This window comes from Streptomyces fulvorobeus, from assembly GCF_013167895.1.
Taxonomy (GTDB): Bacteria; Actinomycetota; Actinomycetes; order Streptomycetales; family Streptomycetaceae; genus Streptomyces; species Streptomyces fulvorobeus.
Genome location: NZ_BLWC01000001.1, coordinates 5,330,263 through 5,354,580, shown reverse-complemented (window position 1 = coordinate 5,354,580; position 24,318 = coordinate 5,330,263). Strand labels below are relative to the sequence as shown.

The 24,318-nt window shown below is 69.9% G+C and carries 27 protein-coding genes and 4 pseudogenes; 11 read left to right on the top strand and 20 right to left on the bottom strand.

All coding sequences use genetic code 11. From position 1 onward, the window contains the following. Positions 1-2: 2 nt before the first annotated feature. From Sfulv_RS30745 to Sfulv_RS24020, 8 genes and pseudogenes are all read right to left on the bottom strand, one after another. Positions 3-137 carry a hypothetical protein gene (locus Sfulv_RS30745; protein WP_256669079.1) on the bottom strand — a complete coding sequence of 45 codons (135 nt, stop codon included), beginning with the start codon at positions 135-137 and terminating at the stop codon, positions 3-5. Positions 138-242: 105 nt separating this feature from the next. Further along, positions 243-2,041, bottom strand: a pseudogene (ggt, locus tag Sfulv_RS24050) (gamma-glutamyltransferase). A 254-nt stretch (positions 2,042-2,295) separates the two neighbouring features. Continuing rightward, positions 2,296-2,544, bottom strand: a complete 249-nt coding sequence (locus Sfulv_RS24045; RefSeq protein ID WP_173316594.1) for a hypothetical protein — start codon at positions 2,542-2,544, stop codon at positions 2,296-2,298. A 495-nt stretch (positions 2,545-3,039) separates the two neighbouring features. Further along, positions 3,040-3,906 (bottom strand): amino acid ABC transporter permease, encoded by an 867-nt coding sequence (locus tag Sfulv_RS24040; RefSeq protein WP_173316593.1) that lies wholly within the window; start codon positions 3,904-3,906, stop codon positions 3,040-3,042. Next, the gene (locus Sfulv_RS24035) at positions 3,903-4,547 is read right to left on the bottom strand and encodes an amino acid ABC transporter permease (RefSeq protein WP_173316592.1); all 645 of its coding nucleotides are present in this window, start codon (positions 4,545-4,547) and stop codon (positions 3,903-3,905) included. The genes Sfulv_RS24040 and Sfulv_RS24035 overlap by 4 nt, the downstream gene beginning before the upstream one ends. Before the next feature lie 16 nt (positions 4,548-4,563). Continuing rightward, complete coding sequence (locus tag Sfulv_RS24030) at positions 4,564-5,475, bottom strand: glutamate ABC transporter substrate-binding protein (RefSeq protein ID WP_173316591.1); 912 nt, start codon at positions 5,473-5,475, stop codon at positions 4,564-4,566. 14 nt (positions 5,476-5,489) lie between these two features. Beyond that, on the bottom strand, positions 5,490-6,233 hold the full coding sequence (locus tag Sfulv_RS24025; protein ID WP_173316590.1) for an amino acid ABC transporter ATP-binding protein: 744 nt from the start codon (positions 6,231-6,233) through the stop codon (positions 5,490-5,492). 122 nt (positions 6,234-6,355) lie between these two features. Beyond that, positions 6,356-6,796 carry a DUF6278 family protein gene (locus Sfulv_RS24020; RefSeq protein WP_173316589.1) on the bottom strand — a complete coding sequence of 147 codons (441 nt, stop codon included), beginning with the start codon at positions 6,794-6,796 and terminating at the stop codon, positions 6,356-6,358. A gap of 469 nt (positions 6,797-7,265) precedes the next feature. On the opposite strand from Sfulv_RS24020, the gene Sfulv_RS24015 reads away from it, so the two are divergent. After that, on the top strand, positions 7,266-7,475 hold the full coding sequence (locus Sfulv_RS24015) for a hypothetical protein (RefSeq protein ID WP_173316588.1): 210 nt from the start codon (positions 7,266-7,268) through the stop codon (positions 7,473-7,475). 102 nt (positions 7,476-7,577) lie between these two features. After that, positions 7,578-8,357: an SDR family NAD(P)-dependent oxidoreductase gene (locus Sfulv_RS24010; RefSeq protein ID WP_173316587.1), complete on the top strand. Its 780-nt coding sequence runs from the start codon at positions 7,578-7,580 to the stop codon at positions 8,355-8,357. On the opposite strand, the gene Sfulv_RS30740 is transcribed toward Sfulv_RS24010, so the two are convergent. The 6 genes and pseudogenes from Sfulv_RS30740 to Sfulv_RS23980 all read right to left on the bottom strand — a co-directional run bounded on the left by Sfulv_RS30740 (position 8,322) and on the right by Sfulv_RS23980 (position 12,735). Continuing rightward, a complete protein-coding gene (locus Sfulv_RS30740; RefSeq protein WP_305961385.1) occupies positions 8,322-8,528 on the bottom strand; it encodes a hypothetical protein in 207 nt (68 codons plus the stop codon). The genes Sfulv_RS24010 and Sfulv_RS30740 overlap by 36 nt on opposite strands. 34 nt (positions 8,529-8,562) lie before the next feature. Then, entirely contained in the window at positions 8,563-9,342 is a 780-nt protein-coding gene (locus Sfulv_RS24000) for an exodeoxyribonuclease III (protein WP_173316586.1), read from the bottom strand. Between the two features lie 62 nt (positions 9,343-9,404). Beyond that, positions 9,405-10,052 carry an MBL fold metallo-hydrolase gene (locus Sfulv_RS23995; RefSeq protein WP_173316585.1) on the bottom strand — a complete coding sequence of 216 codons (648 nt, stop codon included), beginning with the start codon at positions 10,050-10,052 and terminating at the stop codon, positions 9,405-9,407. Between the two features lie 12 nt (positions 10,053-10,064). Beyond that, positions 10,065-11,325: pseudogene (gene pcaDC / locus Sfulv_RS23990) on the bottom strand (bifunctional 3-oxoadipate enol-lactonase/4-carboxymuconolactone decarboxylase PcaDC). 54 nt (positions 11,326-11,379) lie between these two features. Beyond that, entirely contained in the window at positions 11,380-11,691 is a 312-nt protein-coding gene (locus Sfulv_RS30735) for a hypothetical protein (protein ID WP_246353214.1), read from the bottom strand. Positions 11,692-12,033: 342 nt separating this feature from the next. Beyond that, on the bottom strand, positions 12,034-12,735 hold the full coding sequence (locus Sfulv_RS23980; RefSeq protein WP_173316584.1) for a hypothetical protein: 702 nt from the start codon (positions 12,733-12,735) through the stop codon (positions 12,034-12,036). A gap of 283 nt (positions 12,736-13,018) precedes the next feature. Here Sfulv_RS23980 and Sfulv_RS23975 point away from each other — a divergent pair, with 283 nt between their 5' ends. Genes Sfulv_RS23975 through Sfulv_RS31275 form a run of 3 tightly spaced genes read left to right on the top strand, consistent with a single transcriptional unit; the run spans position 13,019 to position 17,373 of the window. Next, a complete protein-coding gene (locus Sfulv_RS23975; protein ID WP_173316583.1) occupies positions 13,019-14,506 on the top strand; it encodes a DUF4331 domain-containing protein in 1,488 nt (495 codons plus the stop codon). After that, on the top strand, positions 14,503-15,774 hold the full coding sequence (locus Sfulv_RS23970) for a tetratricopeptide repeat protein (protein WP_173316582.1): 1,272 nt from the start codon (positions 14,503-14,505) through the stop codon (positions 15,772-15,774). The genes Sfulv_RS23975 and Sfulv_RS23970 overlap by 4 nt, the downstream gene beginning before the upstream one ends. 3 nt (positions 15,775-15,777) lie before the next feature. Beyond that, complete coding sequence (locus Sfulv_RS31275; protein ID WP_173316581.1) at positions 15,778-17,373, top strand: nickel/cobalt transporter; 1,596 nt, start codon at positions 15,778-15,780, stop codon at positions 17,371-17,373. A gap of 452 nt (positions 17,374-17,825) precedes the next feature. Here the strand turns inward: Sfulv_RS31275 and Sfulv_RS23960 are convergent, their stop codons facing one another. Next, positions 17,826-18,245 (bottom strand): hypothetical protein, encoded by a 420-nt coding sequence (locus Sfulv_RS23960; RefSeq protein WP_173316580.1) that lies wholly within the window; start codon positions 18,243-18,245, stop codon positions 17,826-17,828. A 70-nt stretch (positions 18,246-18,315) separates the two neighbouring features. Next, positions 18,316-18,719, bottom strand: a pseudogene (locus tag Sfulv_RS23955) (hypothetical protein). Between the two features lie 612 nt (positions 18,720-19,331). Here Sfulv_RS23955 and Sfulv_RS23950 point away from each other — a divergent pair. Both Sfulv_RS23950 and Sfulv_RS23945 read left to right on the top strand, forming a co-directional pair. Next, positions 19,332-20,402, top strand: coding sequence for a DNA polymerase III subunit beta family protein (locus tag Sfulv_RS23950; RefSeq protein WP_173316579.1), 1,071 nt, complete (start codon positions 19,332-19,334; stop codon positions 20,400-20,402). 41 nt (positions 20,403-20,443) lie between these two features. Beyond that, the gene (locus tag Sfulv_RS23945; protein WP_256669077.1) at positions 20,444-21,097 is read left to right on the top strand and encodes a hypothetical protein; all 654 of its coding nucleotides are present in this window, start codon (positions 20,444-20,446) and stop codon (positions 21,095-21,097) included. Positions 21,098-21,210: 113 nt separating this feature from the next. On the opposite strand, the gene Sfulv_RS23940 is transcribed toward Sfulv_RS23945, so the two are convergent. Next, on the bottom strand, positions 21,211-21,393 hold the full coding sequence (locus tag Sfulv_RS23940; RefSeq protein ID WP_173316578.1) for a hypothetical protein: 183 nt from the start codon (positions 21,391-21,393) through the stop codon (positions 21,211-21,213). Positions 21,394-21,415: 22 nt separating this feature from the next. Here Sfulv_RS23940 and Sfulv_RS23935 point away from each other — a divergent pair, with 22 nt between their 5' ends. After that, positions 21,416-21,661, top strand: a complete 246-nt coding sequence (locus tag Sfulv_RS23935) for a hypothetical protein (protein ID WP_173316577.1) — start codon at positions 21,416-21,418, stop codon at positions 21,659-21,661. A 111-nt stretch (positions 21,662-21,772) separates the two neighbouring features. On the opposite strand, the gene Sfulv_RS23930 is transcribed toward Sfulv_RS23935, so the two are convergent. Further along, a complete protein-coding gene (locus Sfulv_RS23930) occupies positions 21,773-22,117 on the bottom strand; it encodes a hypothetical protein (RefSeq protein WP_173316576.1) in 345 nt (114 codons plus the stop codon). 96 nt (positions 22,118-22,213) lie between these two features. Between Sfulv_RS23930 and Sfulv_RS23925 the strand changes: the two genes are divergently transcribed. After that, positions 22,214-22,387, top strand: a complete 174-nt coding sequence (locus Sfulv_RS23925) for a hypothetical protein (protein WP_173316575.1) — start codon at positions 22,214-22,216, stop codon at positions 22,385-22,387. Positions 22,388-22,514: 127 nt separating this feature from the next. On the opposite strand, the pseudogene Sfulv_RS31805 reads toward Sfulv_RS23925, so the two are convergent. After that, positions 22,515-22,607: pseudogene (locus tag Sfulv_RS31805) on the bottom strand (hypothetical protein); the annotation flags it as partial. Between the two features lie 6 nt (positions 22,608-22,613). Here Sfulv_RS31805 and Sfulv_RS23920 point away from each other — a divergent pair. Beyond that, positions 22,614-23,357 carry an NAD(P)/FAD-dependent oxidoreductase gene (locus Sfulv_RS23920; RefSeq protein ID WP_305961384.1) on the top strand — a complete coding sequence of 248 codons (744 nt, stop codon included), beginning with the start codon at positions 22,614-22,616 and terminating at the stop codon, positions 23,355-23,357. Next, positions 23,344-23,643 carry a hypothetical protein gene (locus tag Sfulv_RS31270; protein ID WP_305961383.1) on the top strand — a complete coding sequence of 100 codons (300 nt, stop codon included), beginning with the start codon at positions 23,344-23,346 and terminating at the stop codon, positions 23,641-23,643. Before Sfulv_RS23920 ends, Sfulv_RS31270 begins: the two co-directional genes overlap by 14 nt. A gap of 25 nt (positions 23,644-23,668) precedes the next feature. On the opposite strand, the gene Sfulv_RS23915 is transcribed toward Sfulv_RS31270, so the two are convergent. Further along, positions 23,669-24,253 carry a helix-turn-helix domain-containing protein gene (locus tag Sfulv_RS23915; protein ID WP_246353212.1) on the bottom strand — a complete coding sequence of 195 codons (585 nt, stop codon included), beginning with the start codon at positions 24,251-24,253 and terminating at the stop codon, positions 23,669-23,671. Between the last annotated feature and the right edge of the window lie 65 nt (positions 24,254-24,318).

Here is a 24,318-nt window from a genome sequence, read left to right as displayed (position 1 = left end):
AGTCAGCCGTCGCTCACGAACTCCCTGGCGAGCGGCGCGACTTCGCCGCGCGTCGGAGCGGGGTCGGTGCCGGGGGCCTCGGCCAACGCGTACGATTCCGCACCGTTGACGCCGGTGGGATGGGTGTCGCCCGCCACGGCGTACCGACCTGGTTCCGGTGGATGACAGCATCGACACCGCGGGGCCGGCAGGGCGCGGCGCGTCCTGCCGGCCCCGCGGCCACAACTGTCCGGTCGTGGCGTTCAGCCCGGCCGCACCACCATCGCCGAGCCGCCGCCCCTGCGTACCTTCTCCGCCGCAGCGACCCACCGCCCGTCAGGCAGCCGCCGCACGCCGGTAGCCGCCCCGATCTCCGGGTTCAGCCGGAAGGCGTGGCCGAGCGATTCGAGACGGGCGCGGACCGGGCTGTCCCACAGCCCCGGCTCGATCTCCGTCGTCGCCTGGTTGCGCTGGCTGGCACGCGGCGCCGCGATGGCCTCGACCAGCGGGAGCCCGCGGTCCAGATGGCCGGTCAGGGTCTGGAGCACGGTGGTGATGATGGTCGCGCCGCCCGGCGAACCCAGTGCCAGGAGCGGCCTGCCGTCCTCCAGCACGATGGTCGGCGCCATCGACGACCGGGGCCGCTTGCCGGGACCCGGCAGATTGGGGTCGTGCACGGCCGGGTCGGCCGGGGCGAAGGAGAAGTCGGTCAGCTCGTTGTTGAGCAGGAAGCCGCGCCCCGGCACCGTGATGCCGCTGCCGCCCGTCGACTCGATGGTCAGCGTGTAGGCCACCACGTTGCCCCACTTGTCGGCCACGGTCAGATGCGTGGTGTTCTCCCCCTCGTACGTCGTGGGGGCGGCCTCACCCGTGCTCGCGCAGGCGGCCGGTTCGCGCGGGTCACCCGGCGCCAGCGGGCTGGTCAGCGCCTTGTCGTCGTCGATCAGGCACTCCCGGGCGTCGGCGAACCGCTGGCTGAGCAGTTCCCGTACCGGTACGTCCTCGAACGCGGGGTCACCGACCCAGCGCCCCCGGTCCGCGAACGCGATCCGGCTCGACTCGATGAGCCGGTGCAGATACCGCTCCGGGCTCGCCTTGGAGAGGTCCGTGGTCTCCAGGATGTTGAGCGCCTCCCCGACGCTCGTACCACCGGAGGAGGAAGGCGCCATGCCGTACACGTCGAGACCCCGGTAGCCGACCCGCGTCGGGTCCTGGCGCAGGGTGCGGTAACGCTTCAGGTCCTTGACCGTCAGATCGCCCGCGCGCACCACACGGGTCGCGTCGGGGTCGACCGGCGGATTGCGGACCGTCCGTACGATGTCCCGGGCCAGCTCGCCCCGGTACAGCGCTCCGACGCCCTCGCGGCCCAGCTTGTCGTACGTGCGCGCGAGGTCGGGGTTCCTGAAGACGGAGCCGGTCACCGGGGGCTGCCCGCCCGGCAGGAACAGCTCGGCTGAGGCGGGGAAGTCGGCGAACCTGGCCTGGTTCGACTCCGTCTGCGAACGGAACGTACCGTCCACGACGAAGCCCTCACGGGCGAGCCGCTCAGCCGGTTCCAGCAGTCGGCGCAGGGGCTTGCTGCCCCAGGCGTCCAGCACGCTCTCCCAGGTGGCCGGGGTGCCGGGCGTGCCGACGCCGAGCCCGCTGGTCATGGCCTCAGCGAAGGCGATCGGCTTCCCGTCCTCCAGGAAGAGCGAGGAGTCCGCGCTGCGCGGTGCGGTCTCCCGGCCGTCGACCGTCCGCACCGTACGCGTGGCGGCGTCGTAGTGGACGAAGTAGCCGCCGCCTCCGATGCCCGCCGAGTACGGTTCGGTGACACCGAGCGCCGCCGCGGTCGCCACGGCCGCGTCGACCGCGTTGCCGCCGTCACGGAGCACTTCGATACCGGCCGCCGAGGCATCGGCGTCGACACTCGCCACCGCGCCGCCGTACCCCACCGCCACCGGCGACTTGGGAGGTGGGCCGGCCGGCGTGGCGGACCCGGCGGGAGCTGCCGCCCCACCGAGGCGATGACGGCGAGAACACCTAGGACCGAGACATTCCGCCCGACGGAACGACGCATGCGCACCTCCAGTGAAGGACTGTCCGCGCAGGTTAACTCCGGCCCGCCCCGATCGTCAGGACCGCCTCGGAAACCCGCACCCGGACGACCGGCCCACGACGTACGCGGTGCCGGCAGGCAAGAGGGAGGGCGCGCCCTCGACCTCCCCAGGTTTCAGGCGCGCCCTTTCACCCCTGCTCGCAGGGGTGATCGTCACGGCTCCTGCCCCCGATCCGCCCCGGCACACCGGCCGGCCGCGCCCGATCCCGTGTGGCCTAGGTCAGCAGGGCGCCGAGGACCATGCCGCCGATCAGGCCGACGGCGCTGACCACGAGAGCGGGCACGGCGAGTCGCTCGTGCCGGACGGTCTTCGCGATGATCGCCAGTATCAGGGCGATCACACCGAAGACGATCGGCACGAAGATCAGTGAGATCACGCCGAGCACCATCGCGATGATGCTCAGCACGTTGCCGCTCGCCGTACGCTGCTGCCCGGTCGCCCGGTCGCCATACTGTGTCGTCATCTGCCTCTCCTCCGAGTGATCGTCCCGCAGCCCGGTCCGAGGTGGACGGGCTCCCCCTACGGGTGCCCGCAAGTTCCGCCGTAACACGCCGACTTGGGGAGCGGTGCCCGGTGCGGCCGGCGGCGCGGCCCGACCGGACGGTGTGAGCGGCGGATGCGTGCCGGGCGGCGCGTGCGATCGGACCGTGACGATCACGTCGGGCGGTCGGCGCGGGCTTCCCGCCTCGGGTGCCCGGCGGCACAGCGCTTCCGTGCAGGCGCCTGCACGGAAGGACTCGGCGGGGGCCGTCGAACTGCCGTCCGCCGCACGGCACTTGGCATCGGGCGGGAGAGCGGCCCTCGTCGCGTGTCTCCGCGACGTGGGGCCGCTCGGCCTATCGAGCCCGACCCGGCCGGCCCGCAGCTGACCTTCTCCCCGTCCGGCGCCGACCGGATGGTGTCCGGTTCCGCCGTACGCGAAGTGATCACCGGCTGCTGCCGGACGGGTACCGCTCGGCTACTGCCCGCCGGGCAGCAGCGTTCCGGGTTCCGCCGGAGCGACCTCGACGGCCTTGGTCTTGACGTTGCGCCGCTCCCGCCTGGCCACCCACGTGGCGAACCATGAGAGCAGCATGCAGAGCCCGATGTAGATCGGGGAGACCACCATCACCACAGGGATGAAAGGAAGATCGTAGTCGAGATTCGACGCGATCAGCTTCCCCGCGTGGAGAAACTCCTCGTAGGTGATCAGATATCCGAGTGAGGTGTCCTTCAGCGCCACCACCAACTGGCTGATGATGGTGGGCAGCATGGCCCGTACCGCCTGGGGCGCGAGCACATGGGTGGTGACCTGCGTCTTGCGCATCCCGAGCGCGTAGGCCGCCTCGCGCTGCCCCCGGTCCACGGAGTGGATGCCGGTTCGGAACACCTCTGCGAGCACCGAGCCGTTGTAGAGGGTCAGTCCCGCGACGAGCGCGGGCAGCGGTTGCACCTTCAGCGCCACGAAGATGAAGAAGATCATCACCAGGACGGGCATCGCGCGGAAGAATTCCACGAGCAGTGTGGAGATCCAGCGGACCGGCCGGTGGACGGAGAGCCGGCCGACCGCGAGTACCGCGCCGAGCGCGAGGGAGAGCACAGCGGCGTACGCGAACGCCTTGAGGGTGTTGCCCAGGCCGCGCAGCAGGAGTTCCTGGATGCCCTCGTACGCGAAGGGCGTCCATTTGTCGCTGGTGAACTGGTCGGTGTCGAAGAGGAGGTGGATGATCCAGCCGAGCAGCGCGAGGATCAGGACGGTGGAGACGATGCCGTACAGGCGGTGCCGTTGGCGGGTCAGCGGTCCGGGGATGTCGTAGAGCGCGGTGGCCGAGGGCGCGGAGGTCATCGGGCGACTCCCCAGCGCTTCTCCAGCACGTTGAAGAGGGCGCTGATGGACAGGGTGATGAGCAGGTAGCCGACGGCGATCCACACGAAGGACCAGATGATGCTGTAACCCAGTTCGTTGAGGGTCTTGTAGGTGCCGAGCAGCTCGGTGACGCTGAAGGCGCCGGCGATGGCCGAGTTCTTGGCCAGGGCGATCAGCGTCGAGCCGACCGGTGGGATCACCGAGCGGAACGCCTGCGGCAGGACGACCGTGTTGAGCGTCTGCCCGAAGGTCATCCCCAGGCTGCGGGCCGCTTCGCCCTGGCCGGTGGGCACGGTGTTGATGCCGGAGCGCAGGACCTCGCAGATGAACGCGGAGGTGTAGCACCCCAGCGCGAGGACGGCGAAGACCTGGAACGGCAGGACGAGTCCGAAGCGCGGCAGGCCCAGCAGCACCGCGAAGAACAGAAGGGTGAGCGGGGTGTTGCGCAGGACCGTCACCCACACGGTGCCGAGCACCCTGAGGGAGCCGACGGGTGCCACCCGGAACGAGGCCATGAGGAAACCGAGGACCAGGGCCAGGACCGAGGAGCAGAGGGCGAGTTGGACGGTGCCGAGAAACCCTTCGCCGTAGAGGGAGAAGTTATCCGTGAGTACATCCATGTGATGGCCGGTCCCCTCAGTTGGCCGGGTAGCGGTCGATGGGCGGCGGCGCCGGCGCCGGCGCTCCGGAGAGCCCCAGCGTCGCTCGGTACGCCCTCTTCCAGTTGCCGTTCCTCTGGTTGGCCTCCAGGGCGTCGTCCAGTGCGAGACGCAGCGCGTTGTCGCCGCGCGGGACGCCGACGCCGTACGGTTCCTCGGAGAACGGCTTCCCGACGACCTTCATCTCCTGCGGCGCCTTGGCGGCGAAGCCCAGCAGGATGGCGTCGTCGGTCGTGACCGCGTCGACCTGGAAGGTCAGCAGGTTGTCGACGCAGATGGAGTACGTGTCGTAGGCGACCAGCTTCGCCTCGGGGTGGTCCTCGGCGATCCGCTGGTACGGCGTCGAACCGGCGGCGGAGCAGACGGTCCTGCCGCCCAGGTCCTGCGGCCCGTCGATGCCTTCCTCGTCGGTGCGCACCAGCAGGCCCTGACCTGCCATGAAGTACGGCCCGGCGAAGCCGACGAGCTTCTTGCGCATGTCGTTGATCGTGTACGTGCCGACGTAGTAGTCGATCTGCCCGTTCTGCAGGGCTGTCTCGCGGTTGGCGGACGCGATGGTCCTGAAGCGGATCTTCTCCGGGTCGAAGCCCAGGGAGGCCGCCAGCATGCGGGCGATCTCGATATCGAAGCCGGAGTAGATGCCGCTGGCCGGGTCCTTCTCGCCCAGGTAGGGCTGGTCCTCCTTGGCCCCCACGACCAGGTGGCCGCGGCTCTTCGCCCTCCGCCAGGTAGGTGAACCGGGCAGCTCGAAGCCGGTGGCGACCTGGTAGCGGGGCAGCGCCCCGGGCTCGGGTCCCTTGACCGGCGGGCTGCCGTCCCTGCCGCACCCGGTGGCGGGGACGGCGAGCAGCAGGCAGACCAGTACAGCCAGCAGTTCTCTCGTACGCACCGTGAATCCCCCCGTCAGTGCTTGAGGATCTTGGACAGGAAGTCCTTGGCACGGTCACTCGACGGGGCGGTGAAGAACTCCTCCGGCGAGCGGTCCTCGACGACGGCTCCGTCCGCCATGAAGACGACGCGGTTGGCGGCCGACCGGGCGAAACCCATCTCGTGGGTGACGACGAGCATGGTCATGCCGTCCCGGGCGAGCTGCTGCATGACCTCCAGCACCTCGTTGATCATCTCCGGATCGAGGGCCGATGTGGGCTCGTCGAAGAGGAGCGCCTTGGGGTCCATGGCCAGGGCGCGGGCGATGGCCACGCGCTGCTGCTGACCGCCGGAGAGCTGGGCCGGGTACTTGTCGGCGTGGGCGGCGAGCCCGACGCGCTCCAGGAGCTCACGTGAACGCCGGTCCGCCTCCTCCCTCCCGCGCTTGCGGACCTTGATCTGAGCGAGGGAGACGTTGGCCAGCACGGTCTTGTGCGCGAAGAGGTTGAACGACTGGAAGACCATGCCCACTTCGGCCCTGAGCTGCGCCAGCCCCCTGCCCTCCTCGGGGAGGGGCCTGCCGTCCAGGGTGATGTGGCCGGACTCGATCGTCTCAAGTCTGTTGATGGTCCGGCAGAGCGTCGACTTGCCGGAGCCGGAGGGGCCGATGACCACCACCACCTCCCCGCGGCCGACGGTGAGATTGATGTCCCGCAACACGTGCAGCGCACCGAAGTGCTTGTTGACGCCCCGCAGCTCGATCAACGGATCGACGGCCATACACTGCCCTACCCACCATGTCGCTGTGTTGGTCAGCGCAAACTATCCGTCCCGTTACGGGACTTAGCGGGCGACACGCATCAGGGGGCCATAAGGCTGTTTATCTCGATTCGGTGACGGCGTCAGTTCTCCGCGGACTCCGCGTACACCTGGGACAGCTCGGGACTGCCCGACATCGCCCAGTCGAGACCGGCCTCGACCACGTCGATCTCCCGGCCGGAATCCAGCAGGACGACGGGCTGCCCGCTGGGCCTGATGTGCCACACGGCGCCGGGGACGTTGCGCACGAGAACGGTGCCGAGGTAGAGGCCCGCGTCGTTGCCGAGCCAGGGCAGTTCCTCGGGGTCGTCCCGCCAGCGGGGCGGCAGCTGGTCGAGGGCGGTCAACGAGGCGGGGCTGTCGTCCAGTGCGATTCCCTTCTGTCCGGCCCGGACACGCAGCAGCTCGCATTCGGCGAGCAACTCGGCCACACCGGCCGGGTCGACATCGACGGCGGCCGCGAGAGCGCCCGTCGGCGTACCACTTTGACGCTTACGCCAGTTGTCCAGGAAAGGGATGTTCATGGGCGGAGCCCCCGAGTCGCGTTGATGCTGGATGCGGGCTGGACCTGGAGCTCGGCCCCTTTGAGAGCTCCTGAGCGGTTAGCTCCGGTTGGCTTGCGTTTGCCCACGTTCCACATGATCATCTCCCACTCGTCTCCCACTGCCCCCACCCTGAATCGCCATGACCCGGTCGACGCTTGTTCACCTTGACACAGAACCGGTCCCAGATCGCCGCACCTCGGGGCGTGGACGGCGACCCGGAGCCCGCGACGTGATCAACGACGAAGTCAGCCCCGGGTTGACCGAGCCGCAAAAGGGAACGTCTATTCTATTACGGGCTTGGCCGGCCTCACCCGGCATATGCCACGGGGTTTCCCTCACCCTGCGGAAGGCTGGTCCCGGAGTCTCGACGCCCTCCCGCGCCTGGCCGCCACACCACCCGCCCCGTCACACGAATGCGGTGACCCGCCCGCCGTCGCACCCTGGATACATGAGCGCGCCGATAGTCGTACACCACCCCTCCCCCACCGGAGGCCGGCGAGTCACCATTCAGGGACGCATCGCCGGCCTCGCCCACGACGACCACGACCTGGAAGAGTTCCTGCGGCGGGCCGGGCTCCCGGACGCCGACCGACTGCTCGACGACCCCAGCTGGGTGGAGTGGCGGGGCGGCAGAGCGCACCAGTACGTGGCGGCGTAGACATGCATCGCCGGAAACGCGTGGGCGCGGGCAGCGCTCACCGTGGACCTCGGTGCGGTGGCCGGCAGGGGGCCGGGGCGGGCTCGCGCTTAGGGTCTGGGCATGATCACGCGACCCTATCTTTCCGAACTCTTCTCCCTGGACGGCCGCGTCGCCGTGGTGACCGGTGGCAGCTCCGGCATCGGCAGGTCCATCGCCGGCGCCCTCGCCCATGCCGGTGCGAGCGTGGTGACCGTGGCCCGCCGGGAGGCGGAACTGGCCGCCACGGTCGACGAGCTGACCGCCGATGGCTGCCGCGCGGGCTGGGTGAGCGCCGATCTGGGCACCTCCGAAGGCGTTCGCGCGGCCGCCGACGAGGCGGCCGCCGTCTTCGGGGAGCCCGACATCCTCGTCAACTGCGCCGGGATCAACCTGCGCCCGCCCATGGGTGAGCTGGGCGAGGACGTCTGGGACACCACGATGGCGGTGAACCTCAAGGCGCCCTATCTGCTGGGCGAGCGGTTCGGGCCGGGGATGGCGGAGCGGGGCTACGGCCGGATCATCCACATCACCTCCCAGCAGGCGCATCGCGCCTTCGTCAACAGTGGTGCGTACGGGGTCTCCAAGGGGGCGCTGGAGTCGCTGGCCCGCTCGCAGGCGGAGGCGTGGTCCCCGTACGGCGTCACCTGCAACACCCTCGTGCCCGGCTTCGTCATGACACCGCTCAACGCACGGCTGTCCTCCGACCCCGAGAAGGTGGCGGTGCTGGCCGCGCGCACGATGGTCAAGCGCAACGGGCTCGCGGACGACTTCGCGGGGGCGGCCGTGTTCCTGGCGAGCGCCGCCTCCGCCTACGTCACCGGGCAGTCACTCTTCATCGACGGCGGGTTCTCCGTCCACTGAACCCGCGCGGGTCCGGGCTCCGGCCTCCGCGGCGCCTCTGCCGCCACCGCCGCGGCGATGGGCGTGGAGGCCGCGTCCTTGTTCGATGCCGAGGCCGGTGAGCACGCCAGTGCCGCCCTCGAACTCCAGCAGGGCCAGCAGGATGTGCCCGGTGCCCAGAGTCCGGCCCACCGGCCCACCCCGCGGGTGAGGCGCCGGACCCCGCTCAGAGGTCGAGGTCGACGACCACCGGGGCATGGTCGGACGCGCCCTTGCCCTTGCGCTCCTCGCGGTCCACGTAACTGTCCTCGACCGCGGTGGTGAACGGGGCGTTCCCGTAGACCAGGTCGATGCGCATGCCCCTGTTCTTCGGGAAGCGCAGCTCCCGGTAGTCCCAGAAGGTGTACGGATGGTCGTACTTCAGGGGGCGGGGCCTCACGTCGGACAGCCCTTCCTCGCGCAGGCTCGCCAGTGCCGCACGCTCGGCCGGGGTGACGTGCGTGGCCCCCTCGAAGAGCGCCGGGTCCCAGACGTCCTCGTCGGTCGGGGCTACGTTGAAGTCGCCGAGGACGGCGAACGGCTGCGATCCCGCGGCGTCCGACGCGACGGCCTTCCGGAGCGCCTCCAGCCAGGCCAGCTTGTAGGCGTAGTGGTCGTGCGCGACCTCGCGGCCGTTCGGCACGTACACCGACCAGAGACGGACGGGGCCGCAGGTCGCCGAGATCGCCCGCGGCTCCTGCACCCCCTCGAAGTCGGGGCCGCCGGGCAGCCCGGTGACGACGTCGGCCAGACCGGCACGGGAGATCAGCGCCACCCCGTTCCACCGGCCCGTGGCGTTGACCGCGCACTCGTAGCCAAGCTCACGCAGCGCATCGGCGGGGAACTGCTCGGCGGCGCACTTGGTCTCCTGGAGGCAGAGCACGTCCGTGCCGGTGCTCTCCAGCCAGGCCAGCAGCCTCGGCAGGCGGGCGGTGATCGAATTGACGTTCCAGGTCGCGATGCGCATGGCAGTAAACCTAACGCCTCCCACTGACAGTCGCCCCGGTCCCGGCCGCCCGTGGCGCCGGGTCATAGTTCGGCGGAGCCGCCGGGAGCCAGCCGGCCGTGGTCGGTCCCGCCCAGCTTGCCGATCTGGCTGTCGTAGATCGGGCGCGCGAGATCGGTGAGCAGGGCGTCGTGGATGTCGATGGCCCGCCGCGGCCGGACCTCGCGCACGTAGTCGATGACCTCGGAGATCTTGTTCCAGGGGGCCATCACCGGCAGCAGCAGCGTGTCGACCTGACGGTCGGGGACGGTCAGCGCGTCGCCGGGGTGGAAGACCGAACCGTCCACCATGAAGCCGATGTTGGTGACCCTCGGTAGGTCCGGGTGGATCACCGCGTGCAGCTCCCCGTGCACCTCCACGTCGAAGCCGGCGGCGGTGAACGTGTCGCCGTGGCCCACGGTGCGGACCCGGCCGGGAAAGGCCGCGGAGAGCTGCTCCGCCACACTGCGCAGGGTCCAGATCTCCAGGGCGGGGTCGGCTTCCAGGGCGGCGCGCAGGCGTGCCTCGTCGAAGTGGTCGGGGTGCTCGTGCGTCACCAGGACGGCGTCGGCGCCGCCCACCGCGTCACTCTCGGAGAAACCACCGGGGTCGATGACGACCGCCCGCCCCTCCCTTTCCAGCCGGATGCAGGAGTGGGCCTTCTTGGTGAGTGTGAGAGGCGATGCGTCCATGCGCCCATCTTGCTATGCGGGCGGCCTGGTTTCCTCCTGGATCACGGACCTCGCGATGGTGAACGCGGCGCTCGCGGCCGGGATGCCGCAGTACACGGCGGAGTGGAGCAGTACTTCCTTGATCTCGTCGGGGGTGAGCCCGTTGCGCAGCGCCGCCCTGGTGTGGGCGGCGAGGCCCTCCAGGTGGCCGGAGGCGACGAGCGCCGTGAGCGTGACGCAGCTGCGGGTACGGCGGTCGAGGCCCTCGCGGTTCCAGACCTCGCCCCAGGCGTACCGGGTGACGAGCTCCTCGAAGTCCTCGGTGAAGGCGTCGGCGGCGGCGGTCGCGGCGTCCACGTGGGCGTCGCCCAGCACTTCGCGGCGTACCTTCATGCCGTCGGTGTAGCGGTCGGGGCCGTCCGCAGCGCCGGTCCCGGGGACGACGGGGGCCGCGGCGATCTCCGCGACGGGGGCGAAGGGGCCGAGAGGGCGGAGAGGGCGGGGCGGCGGGCGGGACGGGAAAGGGCCCCAGGGTGTCCTGCCAGGCCGTGGAGAAGTGCGTGAGGAGCAGGTCGGTGACGGCCGCGGGCTGCTCGACGGGGGCCAGGTGCGAGGCGCCGGGGACGAGGGCGAGCCGGGCGTCGGGTATCCCGGCGACGAGCGTGCGGGCCTCGGCGGGTCCGGTGACGTGGTCCTCGGCACCCACGAGGACGAGGGTGGGGACGCTGATACGCCCGAGTTCGGTGCGGATGTCGAAGGCGGCCAGCGCCTCGCACGCGGCGATGTAGCAGCCGGGATCGGTCGTGCGTACCATCTGGACGGCCCATTCGACGATGGCCGGCTGGGCGGCCGCGAAGCCGGAGGTGAACCATGCCTCGGGGGCGGTCCGGGCCATCGGCTCCAGGCCGTTGGTGCGGACGATCACGCCGCGCTGACGGAACTCGTCGGCGCTGCCGAACCGGGGCGAGGCCGCGACGAGGGCGAGCGAGGCGACCCGGTCGGGGTGGCGCAGCGCGAGATCGGCGCCGATCGCGCCGCCGATGGAGCAGCCGGCGTACCCGAAGCGCTGGACGCCGAGGCTGTCGAGCATGGCGAGCAGACGGTCGGCGAGGGCGCCGACGCTGCTGGCGGGGTGCGCGGGGGCGCCGCCGTGGCCCGGGAGGTCGTACCGGAACACCCTCCAGTGCCGGCTCAGCTCGGGTATCTGCCGGTCCCACATGTGCAATGTGGTACCCAGAGACGGCCCGATCACCAGGACCGGAGCGTCTTCTGGCCCGTCAAAGCGGTATTGCATGGTGTTCGGTGGTGTAACGGTCACCCGGAAAACCCTCTCATCTGTCACGAGATGTCACATCGCCGGGGTGGACCTAGCCAGTCTCGGCTCTCTCACGATGCCAGCTCCGGCGCCGGGACCCTCAAGAGACCAGCGCGCGAGGATGTGGTCGGGCACGCCGTTGTTGGCCAGGAAAGTGAAGCACGACGAACGTGCGTCGTAGAGCCTGACCCGACAGAGCCCCAAAACCTCCATAAGCCGGTGTGCGCGCCGCCGGAGTCGCTTGATAGTGAACGCGTCGCCCGTCTCGTGCACTGAATAGAGGGATGGAGTATCCACGCCGAGCTGACCGACTGTGTCGGCAGCGACGACCCTGATCTGCGACATGCCCACCTGCGTACCTGCCAGCCACACACCCAGCCCAACGTCCTCTACGAGGTGGACCGCACCAGTTGACACAGCTCGCGCCGCCCATATGGAGACGGCGCGGCGTGCCGGAAGGTGTTCCTGGGCTCGCGGCGTCGCTCCTGAGGCGAGCCGGCACGGGAGGAGAGGGCGGCTCGTATCGAAGTGGTCGCGTATCCATCTGGCGTGCCCTGTGGGCTCCGTGCCGTCTCGGCGCATCGCCCCGCCGAGCGACTCGGCGGGGCGAAGACCCACGGTCTGGAGCAGTCAGCGCAGCAGCGTGCAAGCGGCGGCTCGGCCTTCCGGCAGGTATTGCGCGGGGTGTTACGGGAAGGTGGGGAGCGCCGCCGGATTCGTCTTGCCCGGGATGTAGTCGAAGTTGGGCGTGAGGGTGCCGAAGAGGCTGCCCGCGCGCGGGGCTGTGGCTCCGGTGCCCGCCGCGAAGAGGTTGGCGGCTTCCTGGGTGACGTAGAACGGGGCCTTCTTGATGCGGAAGCCTGTGGTGCTCGGGCGGGCTCCGGCCATGACCTCGGTGTAGGTGGACTCGGCGATCGTGACTTCCTCAAGGAGCGGCTTGCCGTCGATCGCCACGCCTGCGGAGTAGGCGGGCGTCGGCATGACGCGGATGAACGTGGACTTCAGGGTGATCGTCTTGCCGGATCGGGCGTGGTGGACGTTGAGGCCGCCGGGGTAGAAGATGCGCCCCTTGGCGTCGAGGCCGTCGCCGGCCGTCGAGCCGATGGGCATGCTGAAGCCCCGGCCGTCGGCGTCCATCACGAACGGGCTGATGGCCTCCAGAGTGATGCCCTCGCGCTCCATCCAGGCGAGAGTCTCGTCACCGATCTTCACCTGGGCATCGCCCCAGGGTGAGATGTAGGCGCCCGGCAGCGGCTCGGCGACGGCTGCCGTCCTGGTGGTGTTGGCCGACTGCTGGGCGGCCGCCCCGGACGAGGTCAGGCCGAGCGGGACGGAGAGCGCGGCCACGGCGGCGAGGACGGTGAGACGGCGGAGCGCGTGCATACGCATAGAGCGATTCCAGTCTGTGAGGGGTGGGGAAGGCACTGAGACTCGTCGTGGGAGGCCCTAACAAGGGGGCCGAGAACCCGAGTTCAGCGACGCGGTCGAAGATCGACTTCACGCTGAGTATGTCCATCGATGCATGGCTTTGCGACCATGCTGGGCCGCCTGTTAGGCCATTCGAGGGGAAAGAGTCACACGACGGGTGATCCGCGTCTCGTAACGGTCACTCCAAGATCACGAGCGCTGTTGGCTGGAGAGACTCCTCATACCCTCAGCCCTGGAGACACGCATGCCAGGAACCCCCGTAACGTCCGGGTCCACCTCACTGTCCCGTCGTCGGATCGTCGTCCTCGCCGCCACCACCCTCGTGCTCACCGCGGCCGCCCTGTCGGGGCAGTTCACGGGCACCAGTGAGGCGGGCGGGCACATCGACGCCCCCTCGGCCGTGCTCGACTCCCCGACGGACCTGACCGACGTGTACGCCTTCACCAGCCCGGACAACGCGGACATGGTCACGCTCATCGCGAACGTCCGCCCCTTCCAGGTGCCCGGTACCGCGGCCAACGCGCTGGTGGACTTCCCGTTCGCGACCGGTGCCCGGTACGAGATCCACACGGACGCCGACGGTGACGGGGCCTCCGACACCACCTACCGCTGGACGTTCCGTGACGAGGACCGCAGGCCCTTCGGTACGGGGCCGAAGGTCGGGCCCCTGCCGGTGACATCGCTCGATGACCGGGCGCTCGGGGTGCGGCAGAAGTACACCCTGGAGAAGGTCCAGGCGGGTGGCACCGTCCGGACACTGCTGAAGGACGCGATCGCCTCCCCCACCCACACCGGGCGCGCTCTGATGCCCGACTACGGCATGTTGCGGAAGCAGGCGATCCGTGAACTGCCCGGTGGCGGCAGGACGGTGGCCACGCAGGCGGCGGAGTCGTTCAAGGTGGACACCCAGGTCTTCGGCCTGTACACGGTCGGCACCAGCGGACCGGTACCGGGATGGCTGCCCGACGCCCAGCCGCTGTCGGCACTGAACGTGAACAGCCTGGTCCTTCAGGTGCCCAAGAGCGAGGTCGCCCTGAACGGTGACCCGAAGCGCAACCCGGTCGTCGGCGTGTGGGCTTCCGTCTCCCGGCAGGGCGCGAACCTGGAGCGCAGCCTCTCCGAGCAGGCCCCCGTCTTCCGGCAGGTCTCCCGGCAGGGCACCCCGCACGTCGCGTTCGCGCTGTTCGGATCCACCATCGGGCTGGCCAAGCCGGGCGGCCCCGAGGACCGGTACCAGGCCCGCCTGCCGAAGGACGACCACCTGGAGGGCGACTTCCTGGCAGCCACCCTCGACCCCGTACCGCCGCACCGGATCGAGAAGGCACAGGGCCGCAAAGCCCCCGCGACCCCGCGCCACGACATCCAGGCCCTGTTCATGAAGGGCATCGGCAAGGACAACGGAGCGCTGTTCGGCTTCGACCTCAACACCCACACGATGAACGCCGACGCCGACCCCAAGCGCATCGCGCTCGCCGAACAACTGCGTCTGAACCTCACCACCCCCGTCGCTGCCGGCCCGAAGGCGCACGGCGTCCTCGACGGGGATCTCCAGGGCTTCCCCAACGGACGGCGGCTCAACGACAACATCGACGGCCCGCTGATCCGGATGCTGGAAGGCGAGCCCGCCGGGCCGTCCGCCGCAGGGTTGCTCCCCAAGCCGGTGATCAGCCTGGAGCCCGCCGACGCACAGAACGTCTTCCCGTACCTCAACCTCCCGCACGCGGGCCCGTGAGGCGTCTGATCAGCGCCGTAGGAGTGGCGGCGGCCGTGGCCGGGTGCGTGGCGGGACTGCTTTACCTCGGTCCTCACCCTCCCCGGCCCCAGACCCGGCAGGCCACCGCCGCCCCTGCGGGCGCCCCCAGCACGGGCATCAGCCCGGCTGACGCCGCCCGCAAGGCGACAGCGTCGTACCCCGGCGACCCGGTCGCCTGGGCCGGCCTGGCGCGTGCCGAGATCGAACAGGCTCGCACCACCCTCGACGCAGCCCGGCTCGGCGCCGCCGACAGAGCGCTGCGCCGCTCCCTCGCCCTCGACGCCGTGGACAACTACGGGGCCGTGACCGGGCAGGGCTTCCTTGCCAACGCCCGGCACGAGTTCGTGAAGGGCCGCGAGTACGGGCTGCGCGCCACCCGGATGGCACCCGACCGCCCGGACGGGTACGCCGTACTCGCGGACGCCGAGATCCAGCTCGGGAACTACCCGCAGGCGCGGGCCGCCGTACAGCGGATGCTCGACATCGCCCCGGCCACCGCCGCCTACAGCAGAGCCGCCTACGACCTGGAGACCAACGGCAGGCCCGAGGACGCCGCCATCGCGCTCCAGCGAGCCGTGGACAGCGCGGTCACCGACGACGAACGAGGTTTCGCCGAGGCCCGCCTGGGCGACCTGGCCTGGTCTCAAGGCAAGGTGGACGTGGCGGAACGGCGCTACCGGCGCGCCCTGGCCTCCGTACCGGACCACCCTTACGGGCAGGCCGGAATCGCCCGGGTCACCGCCGCACGCGGCCACACCGGCAAGGCTCTTGAGCTGTATGCGCGACTCGTCGAAAGGACCCCGCTGCCGCAGTTCCTCCTGGAGAGCCTGGAGCTCCGAGGCGCGAGCGGTGGTTCCCGCCAGGGGAGCGAGTGGGCCGCCTTGTCTGCGCACGTGCGGATGGTCCGCGCGGACGTCGCTCCCGTCGACCCGCACCTCATCCTCTACGCAGCTGACCACGGCGACCCGAAGACTGCGGTGGAGCTTGCGCGCAGGGAGTGGAGACACACGCGGAGCGTCATCATCGCCGACGCACTGGGCTGGGCACTGCACCGCGCGGGGCAGGACACCGAGGCCCTCACCTACACCCGCCGGGCCGCCTCAACCGGCTGGAGGAACGCGCTATTCCTCCACCATCGGGGCACGATCGAGCAGGTACTCGCCTTGCCCGAGGGATCCCGTCATCTGAGCGAGGCCCGCGCCCTGAACCCCCACCTCTTCCCTCACCACCCCGCCCCGGACAGGTAGTCGATGAAGCTTCCACGCCGCGCGGCGGCCGTCGCGGCGCCCCTGCTCGTGCTGCTCGGCCTGACCCCCGTATCGACGGTCCACGCCCACCCGCTGGGGAACTTCAGCGTCAACCACTACGACGGACTGCGCCTGTCGCACGACCGCATCGAGGACACCGCCGTCGTCGACAGCGCGGAGATCCCCACCGCGCAGGACCAGGACGCCACGGACACCGACCTCGACGGGACGATCTCACCGGCGGAAGCCGCGGACCGGGCAGCCGAGCGGTGCGCCGGACTCGCCGGCCGCAGCAGGCTCTCGGTGGGCGGTGAGCGCATCGCCTGGAAGGCGGGGCGCTCCACCCTGTCGTACGGGAAAGGGGCGGCGGGCGTTCCCGTCGCCCGGCTGACCTGCACCATGCGGGCCGACGCCGACCTCTCCCGCCCTACCGAAATCTCCTTCACCTCGGGGGCGGACGTGACACGGACCGGCTGGAAGGAGATCACCGCTGTCCCCGGCGACCGCGTACGACTGACGAAGTCGCCGGTCCCCTCGAAGAGTCCCAGCAAGGTGCTGCGCCACTACCCGACGGACGGGAACGAGCAACCGCTCGATGTCACCACAGCGGAACTGAGAGCAGAGCCGGGCACGGGCGGGGCCGGCGCTCCCGGCGCCCCCGGCTCAACGAAACTGGATGAGGCACCCGCAGCTCAGGCTCTGGACCGCGACACCGTGCTCTTCCCGGCACTGGAACAACGACTCACCGGCCTGACCGCCGACCGGGACCTCACCTGGCCGGCGGGTCTCCTCGCCGTCCTGCTGACCCTGCTCCTGGGCGCAGGCCACGCGGCACTGCCCGGACACGCCAAACTCGCAGTCGCCGCCTGCCTGGCCCGCCGCGAAGGCGGCGTCCGCGCCGCCCTCGCGGTTGGCACGACGGTCACCGCCACCCACACCGCCGGAGTCCTGGCCATGGGCCTGCTCCTCACCGCGGGCGCCGCATTCATCGGTGCGCACCTGTTGGCATGGCTGGGGGCGATCAGCGGCGCGGTCATCGCGGTACTGGGAATGATGCTGACGGTGACAGCGGTACGGGCCCTGCGGACCGGAAGACCGCCGGGACTCTGGCACCACGGCCACAGCCATGGCCACGCTCACGGCCATGACCACCACCACGACCGCCCTCACGTGCACGCACACGACCCGGGGCACAGCCACGGGGACGCCCACCCACACAACCACGGCGACCACGCGCACGAAACCGACTCCCGCGAGGGAAACAGCCAACGGCGCACTGGCCTGCCCGCGCTCCTCGGCGTAGGACTCGCGGCCGGCCTCGTACCCAGCCCGTCGGCCCTCGTCGTCCTGCTCGGCGCCATCGCCCTCAGCCGGACCTACTTCGGGGTCCTGCTCGTCATCGGCTATGGCCTCGGCATGGCCCTCACCCTGACCGCAGCCGGCATCCTTCTCTCCGGCAGCGGAACCAGGCTCACCGCACTGACCGAACGCCACCTACCCTCCCTGCGCCCCTACACCCGCTACGCGACTGTCCTCACCGCTCTCGCCGTCCTCACCGTGGGCACCAGCCTCACGCTGCGAAGCCTCCTCACCCTCTGAAAGCTTGGTGAAGGCTGCTCAGCATGTCGCGGCCTCGCCCGATGCCGGCTGGCTGGCTACGGCCTGGGGCTGTTCAGGAACCGACGCCGATGCGCCACACTCGGGCCTGCCCGACAGAACACGTCTCTGCTTCCGGGCAGGCTGAGACGGACTCGAAGGGTCTGATTGCCCGGGATGTGCCGGGACGGTGAATCGGGGAAATTCCAGAAGAAGCTGCCTGGCGGAGTCTTCGTAGAACCAGCCGACCATGGGGCGGTCGTTCCCGGGTGGGGGGGCTGCCCACCAAGGTCCATCAGACGGTCAAGCAGGGGTAGAAGCGCCACGCGGTCGAACGCCGCTCGAGCGCCACCGCGCGGTCGCCACGAGAGGCGACGAGCTCGCCGTCCGATGAGGCGACGGTGCTGGTCGCAGCCCCCAACGAGTAGCTGTGACCAGCACTGTCACGACGGGCCCTACCTCATGCCGATGAGTCCGTCCGTCAGGATGGGCCCGTCGGAGGAGAGGGGGCTGTGGTTGGTTTCGTAGTTGACGCGGACGTACGTGCGCCCATCCTGCGGGAGGCGGCCCTTCAGACGTTCTCCGTCCTCGAAGGAGACAGTCTCGGCCATGACCCCGTCGTTTGCGGGCCGGACGCGGACGGTCTGGTCCTTGACCAGGTGATCGTCGGCGCTGAGGGTGTCGGCGTCCCACAGGTCGATGCGGAAGACGAACGGCTCGTCGCTGTTCTTGTCGCCGCGGAACTCGCCGCTCAGGCTTTTGGCGCCCTTGAGGTTTCCAGACTGGAGCCCTTCGTTGAGGGGCCGGTTGGGCTCGCAGACCTGCTTGTAGAAGGGCGTCCCAAAGCCCGGCCCGCCGGAGTGGACAGTAGCCACGAGTTGCCACGTGACTTCATCCACTGCACCCGCAATGAGGTTGGCGTCGCCGCCTGACGGCCTGCCCTCTTCAATCACTGGACGGGCGGAGCGGGATGATGTTGTCGGGAAGAAGCCGGTCCGGGCCTTCAGGGGTCCGCAGGAGGAGGACGGCTGCGGCGAGGGCCATCTGCTCCGTTCGGCGCCGGGAGGCGGCCTCCGTGGCCCGGGAGTCCCTGAGGTGGCCTCCTTCAGGCGGACGACCGCGCAGCCGCCTCTCGACTTCCGGGGTCTGATGCGTTTCCGTACGGATCCGCGCGTAGAACTCCTCCTTGAGGTCGGCGTGACGCTTCTGCAAGCCATGCGATGTACCCCGGCTTCCGCGGCGAGCGCGACCACGGTGAGGCTGCCATTGGAACTCGTGGGCTGCCCGGCCAGGAGGCGGTCCATGGCCGCGCGGATGCGGGTGCGTTCGTCATCATGCTGTTCGTTCATGCGACGGCTTCCTCGGCGGTCCGGGCGGCGGAGTCGTGGGCGTCGGCGAGTGCACGGAAGCGGCCGGCTGTTCGGCGAAACCGGTCGCCCAGGGGCTGGGGCACGAGGGTTGCCTTTACATCGAGCCGATCAGCATGCTCCCGTGCTGCCTGCGCGTGGCCGTCGGTGCGGATCGCGTTGCTGCAGCCGAGCTGGCAGGCGAACTGGTTGGGTGCCGTCGCCCCGGGATCCGGATCGCACAGGGCCGTGTCTCGCTTGAAGGCGCAGATGAGGAACGAGTCCGGGTTGTCGAAGAGGACGAGGCCATCACGCGCGAGGAACTTAACGGCGGCCTTCGGGGTGGTCAGGGCGCCTTCGAAGCTGGGGATCGAGGCCGCTCCGACAATTGCCCGCCGCGCCGCCGGGCCGGAGATCTCTTCACGGCCGAACAGGTCCGCTCACTTCCCGACGCCTTGCGCGACCTGACAGCGAGGCTCGCGCCGCACTTAGTGGTCGAGTTTGGAAGTCCTTCGGGGGTTGACGCTGAGGGAGCTCCCGTGGCAGGTGGTGGCGTGGAACCCGGCCGAAGAGCGAGTTGACCTTCAAGTTGGAGGAAGGTCAACAATCGGGTCCATGGACGGCAGCACGGAACTACTGAGCATCAGCGCCTTCGCGCGGCGAGTCGGCCTCGCTCCGAGCGCCCTGCGTTTCTACGACGACAGCCGCGTGTTGCGGCCGGCGAGGGTCGATGGGGCGACCGGATACCGCTTCTATAGCCCTGCGCAGGCGGCCCGTGCCGTTCTCCTGCGCGGTCTGCGCGAAGCGGGGCTGCCGCTGGCCGAAGTCACCGTGGTGCTCGACGGGCCCGAGCGCGAGGGCCGAGAGGTCCTGGAACGGCACTTGGAGAGGATGCGGGACCAGACGCAGACCGCCAAGGCAGCCGTCGCCGTGGCTCTGCAATCCCTCTCGACCGCAAGTAGTACGACGGAAGTGCGAATCGACGGCGTGGAGCTCGCCAGTGCTGTACGCCAGGTGGTGCCGGCCGCAGCCTCCGACGGGGAGCATCCTGCGCTTGGCTGCGTCCTCATCGAGATCGATGACGGCGAGGTTCGTCTGGTAGCCACCGATCGCTACCGCCTGTCAATGCGCGTCCTGAAGCCGACGGCGCTCGATGGAGGACCCTGCCATCTGCTGATGCACACGGCTGACCTGATCGAGTTCGGTCAATGGGCAGCGCGAGTCCACCAAGTCACCATCCAGGTCGGACCGGACGGGACCCGAGCACGCAGTGCGACACAGTCCCGCGTCCTGGCGACGGTCGATGCCCGGTTCCCTTCCTACCGCGAGATGCTCTCGGCTCTGCCTCCGATCGAGTACCGCGTGATCGTGGATCGCCTGGCCCTTCGCGACGCGGTCAACGGCCGTGGCGGCGCTGCATGCATCGCTGTGAGTTTCACCGACGATGAGCTGGTCGTCTCTCTGGCCGATCGCTCCCATGCCGCCACCCTGCCTGCGATCTGCCATGAAGACCTGCCGCAGCGGATCGGATTCGACCCTGCCGTCCTGGCTCCCGCGCTGGAAGCCAGCGTCGGGCCCGACGTCCTGCTGGAGATCTCCGCCGCAGACCGTCCTGTTGTGGTGCGTTCCGCAGACCAGGGCAGCTTCACCACTCTGGTCATGCCGGTGGCTCTCACCTCCAGCTGACTCCTTCGCAACACCACACCCCCATCACCTCAGGGAGAGCCGTGACCGACCCCGAGAACGTCGTCGTGCAGCTGTGCGTGCAGGGCATGCAGGCCGAGACCGAAGGACGAGATGCCCAAGCCCGGGACTTGTTCCTCCAAGCCTGGGACGCAGCCGAGGACGACTACGACGCCTGCATCGCCGCGCACTACCTCGCCCGGCACCAGCCGACCCCGCAGGAGACCCTGCACTGGAACCAGGAATGCCTGAACCGGGCCGACAAGGTCGGCGACGACCGCGTCCGCGGCTTCTACGCCTCACTTCACGGCAATATGGCCCGAGCCCACCGCGATCTGGGCCAGATCGACCAGGCCCGCGAGCACTTCGACACCGCGGCCAAGCACATCGACGCGGTCCCGGCCGGCCCCCACCAGCAATGGCTCCGCTACCGCATCGCCGCAGGACTGCGCGCCACCGCCCTGTCCGCACCACAGCATCACGAGGACCCCGTCGGCGAACTCATCACCCGGCTCTGCGCACGCACGGACCTCGAAGCTCTGAGTCTGCTGCTGCCTCCGTACATGGGCAGCCTCGGCACACCCGAGGACAACGAACGCATCACCACTGCCCTGCGCATGCTCCACGCCGAACGTCGGCTTCCCGACGATGAGCAGTCCGCCCTCAGCCACGCGATCGAAGTCCGGTCCGCCGCGTGAGCGCCTCCGATCCTCGGACACGCGAGACGCCTGCGTAAACCCGTCTGTCCGCGCCGGTGCTGACGACCTTTCAATGGTCATGACGGGCCGCCGCCCTGCGGGTCGGCGGCCCGTCATACGTGCAGTCCCAGCCCGCTCTTCCTGTCTCCTTCGAAATCCAATGGAGAAAAAGGAAGGGCGGGGAACAGTCGAAAACGCTCGGCCTCATCGGCCTGCCGCAGGCCCCAGGAGGCAGGTACTTGTCCATACGCGCTGCCGTGGCCGTGGTGCTGACCGCCGCCGAGCGCCACCTGCACGTGGACACGGTCCGGACCTGGCGTGGCCGGCTCGCCCATGGTGGCCTACCAGCCCTGGCCGACCGCAAACGGTCTGGACGCCCTGCCCGGTTCACCCAACCTCGACCAGGTCCGGGACCGGCTCCAAGCCTTCGAAGACCGCTACAACGCCACGGCACAGCCGTACCAGTGGAAGTTCACCACTTCCGACCTGGACGATCTACTGGCCCGACTCGACCGACACCAACCCGGCCGACACGAAGAATTCTCCACCGCCCCGGCTACTTGATCAACCCCCGAATGAGTTCCGGAGCCGACCACTTGGCCACCGTGACCGAGGCGTTCGACGTACCGGAGGATGAGCTCACAGGGCGAGTACGCGCCCACGACCCGCCTGGTCTCAGGAGAAGACGACCGAACGCACGAGGAGACGGTCCGAGGCGCCTCCTCCGGGGCGCAGGGTGTAGAAGGCGTCGCCCTCGCAGCCGGCTTCGAGGAACACGGTGGCCGTGGCGTCTGTGCGGTTGTGCGGTGCGTAGGCGGCCGAGCCGGGCTCGGATCCGGGTCCCTGGATGTTGATGCAGGTGCCGCTGTCGGGGTTGTTCATGAAGCCGACGGCTTCGTATCCGTCGGTGGTGGTGTAGGTGTAACGGAACTGGCCGGAGGCGGCAGAGGCGGGGCCGGGCGTGGCGAGAAGGAGCGCGAGGGCGCCGGCGGAGGCGGCCAGGGCGGAGCGAAGACGCATGGGTATCTCTCTTTCACGGCTTTTATGGAGGTACCGGCATCATGGCGAAGCATGGTCCAGCTGCCGAGGAGTCCGGGCTGTCGCCACTCGGACGAGGTGCGCACAATCGCTCCGCCGGCGCATCCCGCCCTGTCGGACCGCACCACCGCGCACCCCGGGCTCCGCGGTGGTGCGGCCCGGGGTGCGCGGTGCGGGTACGGCCTGCCCGCCGGCCTCGTCGTGGACTGGGGCGTAGGGGCGCTGGCGACGCGCCGGGACGTGAGCGCTTGAGGGGATGCGTCTTCGGACGTGCTGGATTCGCCGTCGGCCCGTCCGAAGATGCCCGGTGGTGCTGTGTGGTCGACTGGAAGTCCTGGTAGGTGGTGTTGTTCTCGGCGGACTGCACGGAGACGCACAGTGCCTTGTCGGTGCCCTTGACGAAGACGTTGACGCGCCCGTCCTGGCCGAGGGCTGCGGTGGGGCGGTCGATGATCTGGCCGTTGAGGGACACCGAGGTGTGGAAGGTGTCGTAGTCGTCGGAGGGGCGGCGGGCCTTTCGGCCGCGCTGACGCTGGGCCGGGTGATCCGGTCGGTGCTGGTGATCGACGCGGGGGAACCGCGCAACGCTCCGGCCGTCGGCGTCGGTGCGCACGGCATTCCGGGCCGGGAGGGCATGTCGCCGCTGGAGCTGCTGCGGCTGGGGCGGCAGGAGGTTGCGGCGTACGGCGGCCGGGTGGTCTCCGGCCGGGTGGCGCAGGTGCACCGGGCCGGCGAGGAGTTCTCGGTGGTCACCGAGGACTGGCAGCGGGTGCGGGCGCGGCGGGTGCTGGTGACGACGGGGCTGGTCGATGAGCTGCCGGAGGTGTCCGGGCTGGCCGAGCGGTGGGGGCGTGATGTCCTGCACTGCGTGTACTGCCACGGTTGGGAGGTCCGCGATCGGGTGATCGGTGTGCTGGGCAGCTTCCACCAGGCTCTGCTGTTCAGGCAGCTGTCGAAGGAGGTCACCCTGTTCCTGCACGAGGGCGCGGGGCTGACCGAGGAGCAGTGGGAGCAGCTGGCTGGTCTGGGTGTGGGTGTGGTCGAGGGCCGGGTCGGCGCTCTGGTCGTCGATGCGGACCGGGACCGGCTGGTGGGGGTGCGTCTGGTGTCGGGGTGGTGGTGCCGGTTCAGGAGCTGGTGGTGGCGCCGCGGTTCGTGGCGCGGGCCGGTTTCCTCGACGGTCTGGGCCTTCAGGTGCGGGAGATCCGATGGGGATCGGTGAGCAGGTGGTGGTGGACGGCTCGGGTTTCACCGGGGTCGCGGGGGTGTGGGCGGCGGGCAACGTCAGCGATGTGATGGCGGGCGTTCCCCAGGCCATGGCGGCCGGGGTCGGTGCGGCAGCGGCGATCAATATGAACCTGCTGATGACCGACGCCGGCCGGGCGGCTGCCTGGCGTGCTGCGGTCTCGGGCGCGGAGGTGTTCGGCGGGGCGATGGAGGCCGAGGTGTCGCGGCGGGTGCTGGGCCCACGCGTGCATGGTTCGGAGGGTCTCGTGGACGGTCGCTGAGCGGTGCCGTCGCAGCAGGCACGGTTCAGCGGGTGCGGGCCTTGAGATGGGCCCGCTCTCCCTGGGCGCCGAAGAGGATCAGAAGTTCCACGGTGCGGTCGTCGTCGGGGCCGAGCCAGTGCGGCACGTGGGTGTCGAACTCGGCGGCCTCCCCGGGCTTGAGGACCACCCTCTCCTCGCCGAGCAGCAGGCGCAGCCGGCCGGTGAGGACGTAGACCCATTCGAAGCCCTCGTGGGTACTCAGCTGCGGTTCGGTGCCGGGCCGGGGCGGGATGAGGAGCTTGTGGGCCTGGACGCCGCCGGGCCGGCTCAGCGGCACGAAGGTCATGCCGTCGCGGACGACCGGTTTGAGGTGGATGCGCGGGTCCCCGGTGCGCGGTGCGCCGACAAGCTCGTCCAGGGGTACGGCGTAGACCTCGGCGAGCGGCAGCAGCATCTCCAGGGTCGGTTTGCGACTCCCGCCCTCAAGACGGGAGAGCGTGCTCTCGTTGATCCCGGTCTGCTCGGCCAGAGCGGCCAGCGTCAGACCGTGCCGGCGGCGCAGGTCCCGCAGCCGCGGCCCGACCGCGGCCAGCCGGTCCTTCTTCCCGATGTGATGTGCGGCGCTCATACCCACCAGCATGCTGAAACAGCATGAGACTTTGCAACTCCAGCAGTGGCCGTCGCAATGTCGTA

Coding starts and splice junctions, on each gene's coding strand:
- Sfulv_RS31270 (WP_305961383.1), top strand. CDS start 23,344: ATGGGGATCGGTGAGCAGGTGGTGGTGGACGGCTCGGGTTTCACCGGG.
- Sfulv_RS23930 (WP_173316576.1), bottom strand. CDS start 22,117: ATGCGTCTTCGCTCCGCCCTGGCCGCCTCCGCCGGCGCCCTCGCGCTC.
- Sfulv_RS23975 (WP_173316583.1), top strand. CDS start 13,019: ATGCCAGGAACCCCCGTAACGTCCGGGTCCACCTCACTGTCCCGTCGT.
- Sfulv_RS23980 (WP_173316584.1), bottom strand. CDS start 12,735: ATGCGTATGCACGCGCTCCGCCGTCTCACCGTCCTCGCCGCCGTGGCC.
- Sfulv_RS24040 (WP_173316593.1), bottom strand. CDS start 3,906: ATGACCTCCGCGCCCTCGGCCACCGCGCTCTACGACATCCCCGGACCG.
- Sfulv_RS24015 (WP_173316588.1), top strand. CDS start 7,266: ATGAGCGCGCCGATAGTCGTACACCACCCCTCCCCCACCGGAGGCCGG.
- Sfulv_RS24010 (WP_173316587.1), top strand. CDS start 7,578: ATGATCACGCGACCCTATCTTTCCGAACTCTTCTCCCTGGACGGCCGC.
- Sfulv_RS23995 (WP_173316585.1), bottom strand. CDS start 10,052: ATGGACGCATCGCCTCTCACACTCACCAAGAAGGCCCACTCCTGCATC.
- Sfulv_RS31275 (WP_173316581.1), top strand. CDS start 15,778: ATGAAGCTTCCACGCCGCGCGGCGGCCGTCGCGGCGCCCCTGCTCGTG.
- Sfulv_RS24020 (WP_173316589.1), bottom strand. CDS start 6,796: ATGAACATCCCTTTCCTGGACAACTGGCGTAAGCGTCAAAGTGGTACG.
- Sfulv_RS24000 (WP_173316586.1), bottom strand. CDS start 9,342: ATGCGCATCGCGACCTGGAACGTCAATTCGATCACCGCCCGCCTGCCG.
- Sfulv_RS24045 (WP_173316594.1), bottom strand. CDS start 2,544: ATGACGACACAGTATGGCGACCGGGCGACCGGGCAGCAGCGTACGGCG.
- Sfulv_RS30735 (WP_246353214.1), bottom strand. CDS start 11,691: ATGTCGCAGATCAGGGTCGTCGCTGCCGACACAGTCGGTCAGCTCGGC.
- Sfulv_RS24025 (WP_173316590.1), bottom strand. CDS start 6,233: ATGGCCGTCGATCCGTTGATCGAGCTGCGGGGCGTCAACAAGCACTTC.
- Sfulv_RS24035 (WP_173316592.1), bottom strand. CDS start 4,547: ATGGATGTACTCACGGATAACTTCTCCCTCTACGGCGAAGGGTTTCTC.
- Sfulv_RS23950 (WP_173316579.1), top strand. CDS start 19,332: ATGGACGGCAGCACGGAACTACTGAGCATCAGCGCCTTCGCGCGGCGA.
- Sfulv_RS23915 (WP_246353212.1), bottom strand. CDS start 24,253: ATGAGCGCCGCACATCACATCGGGAAGAAGGACCGGCTGGCCGCGGTC.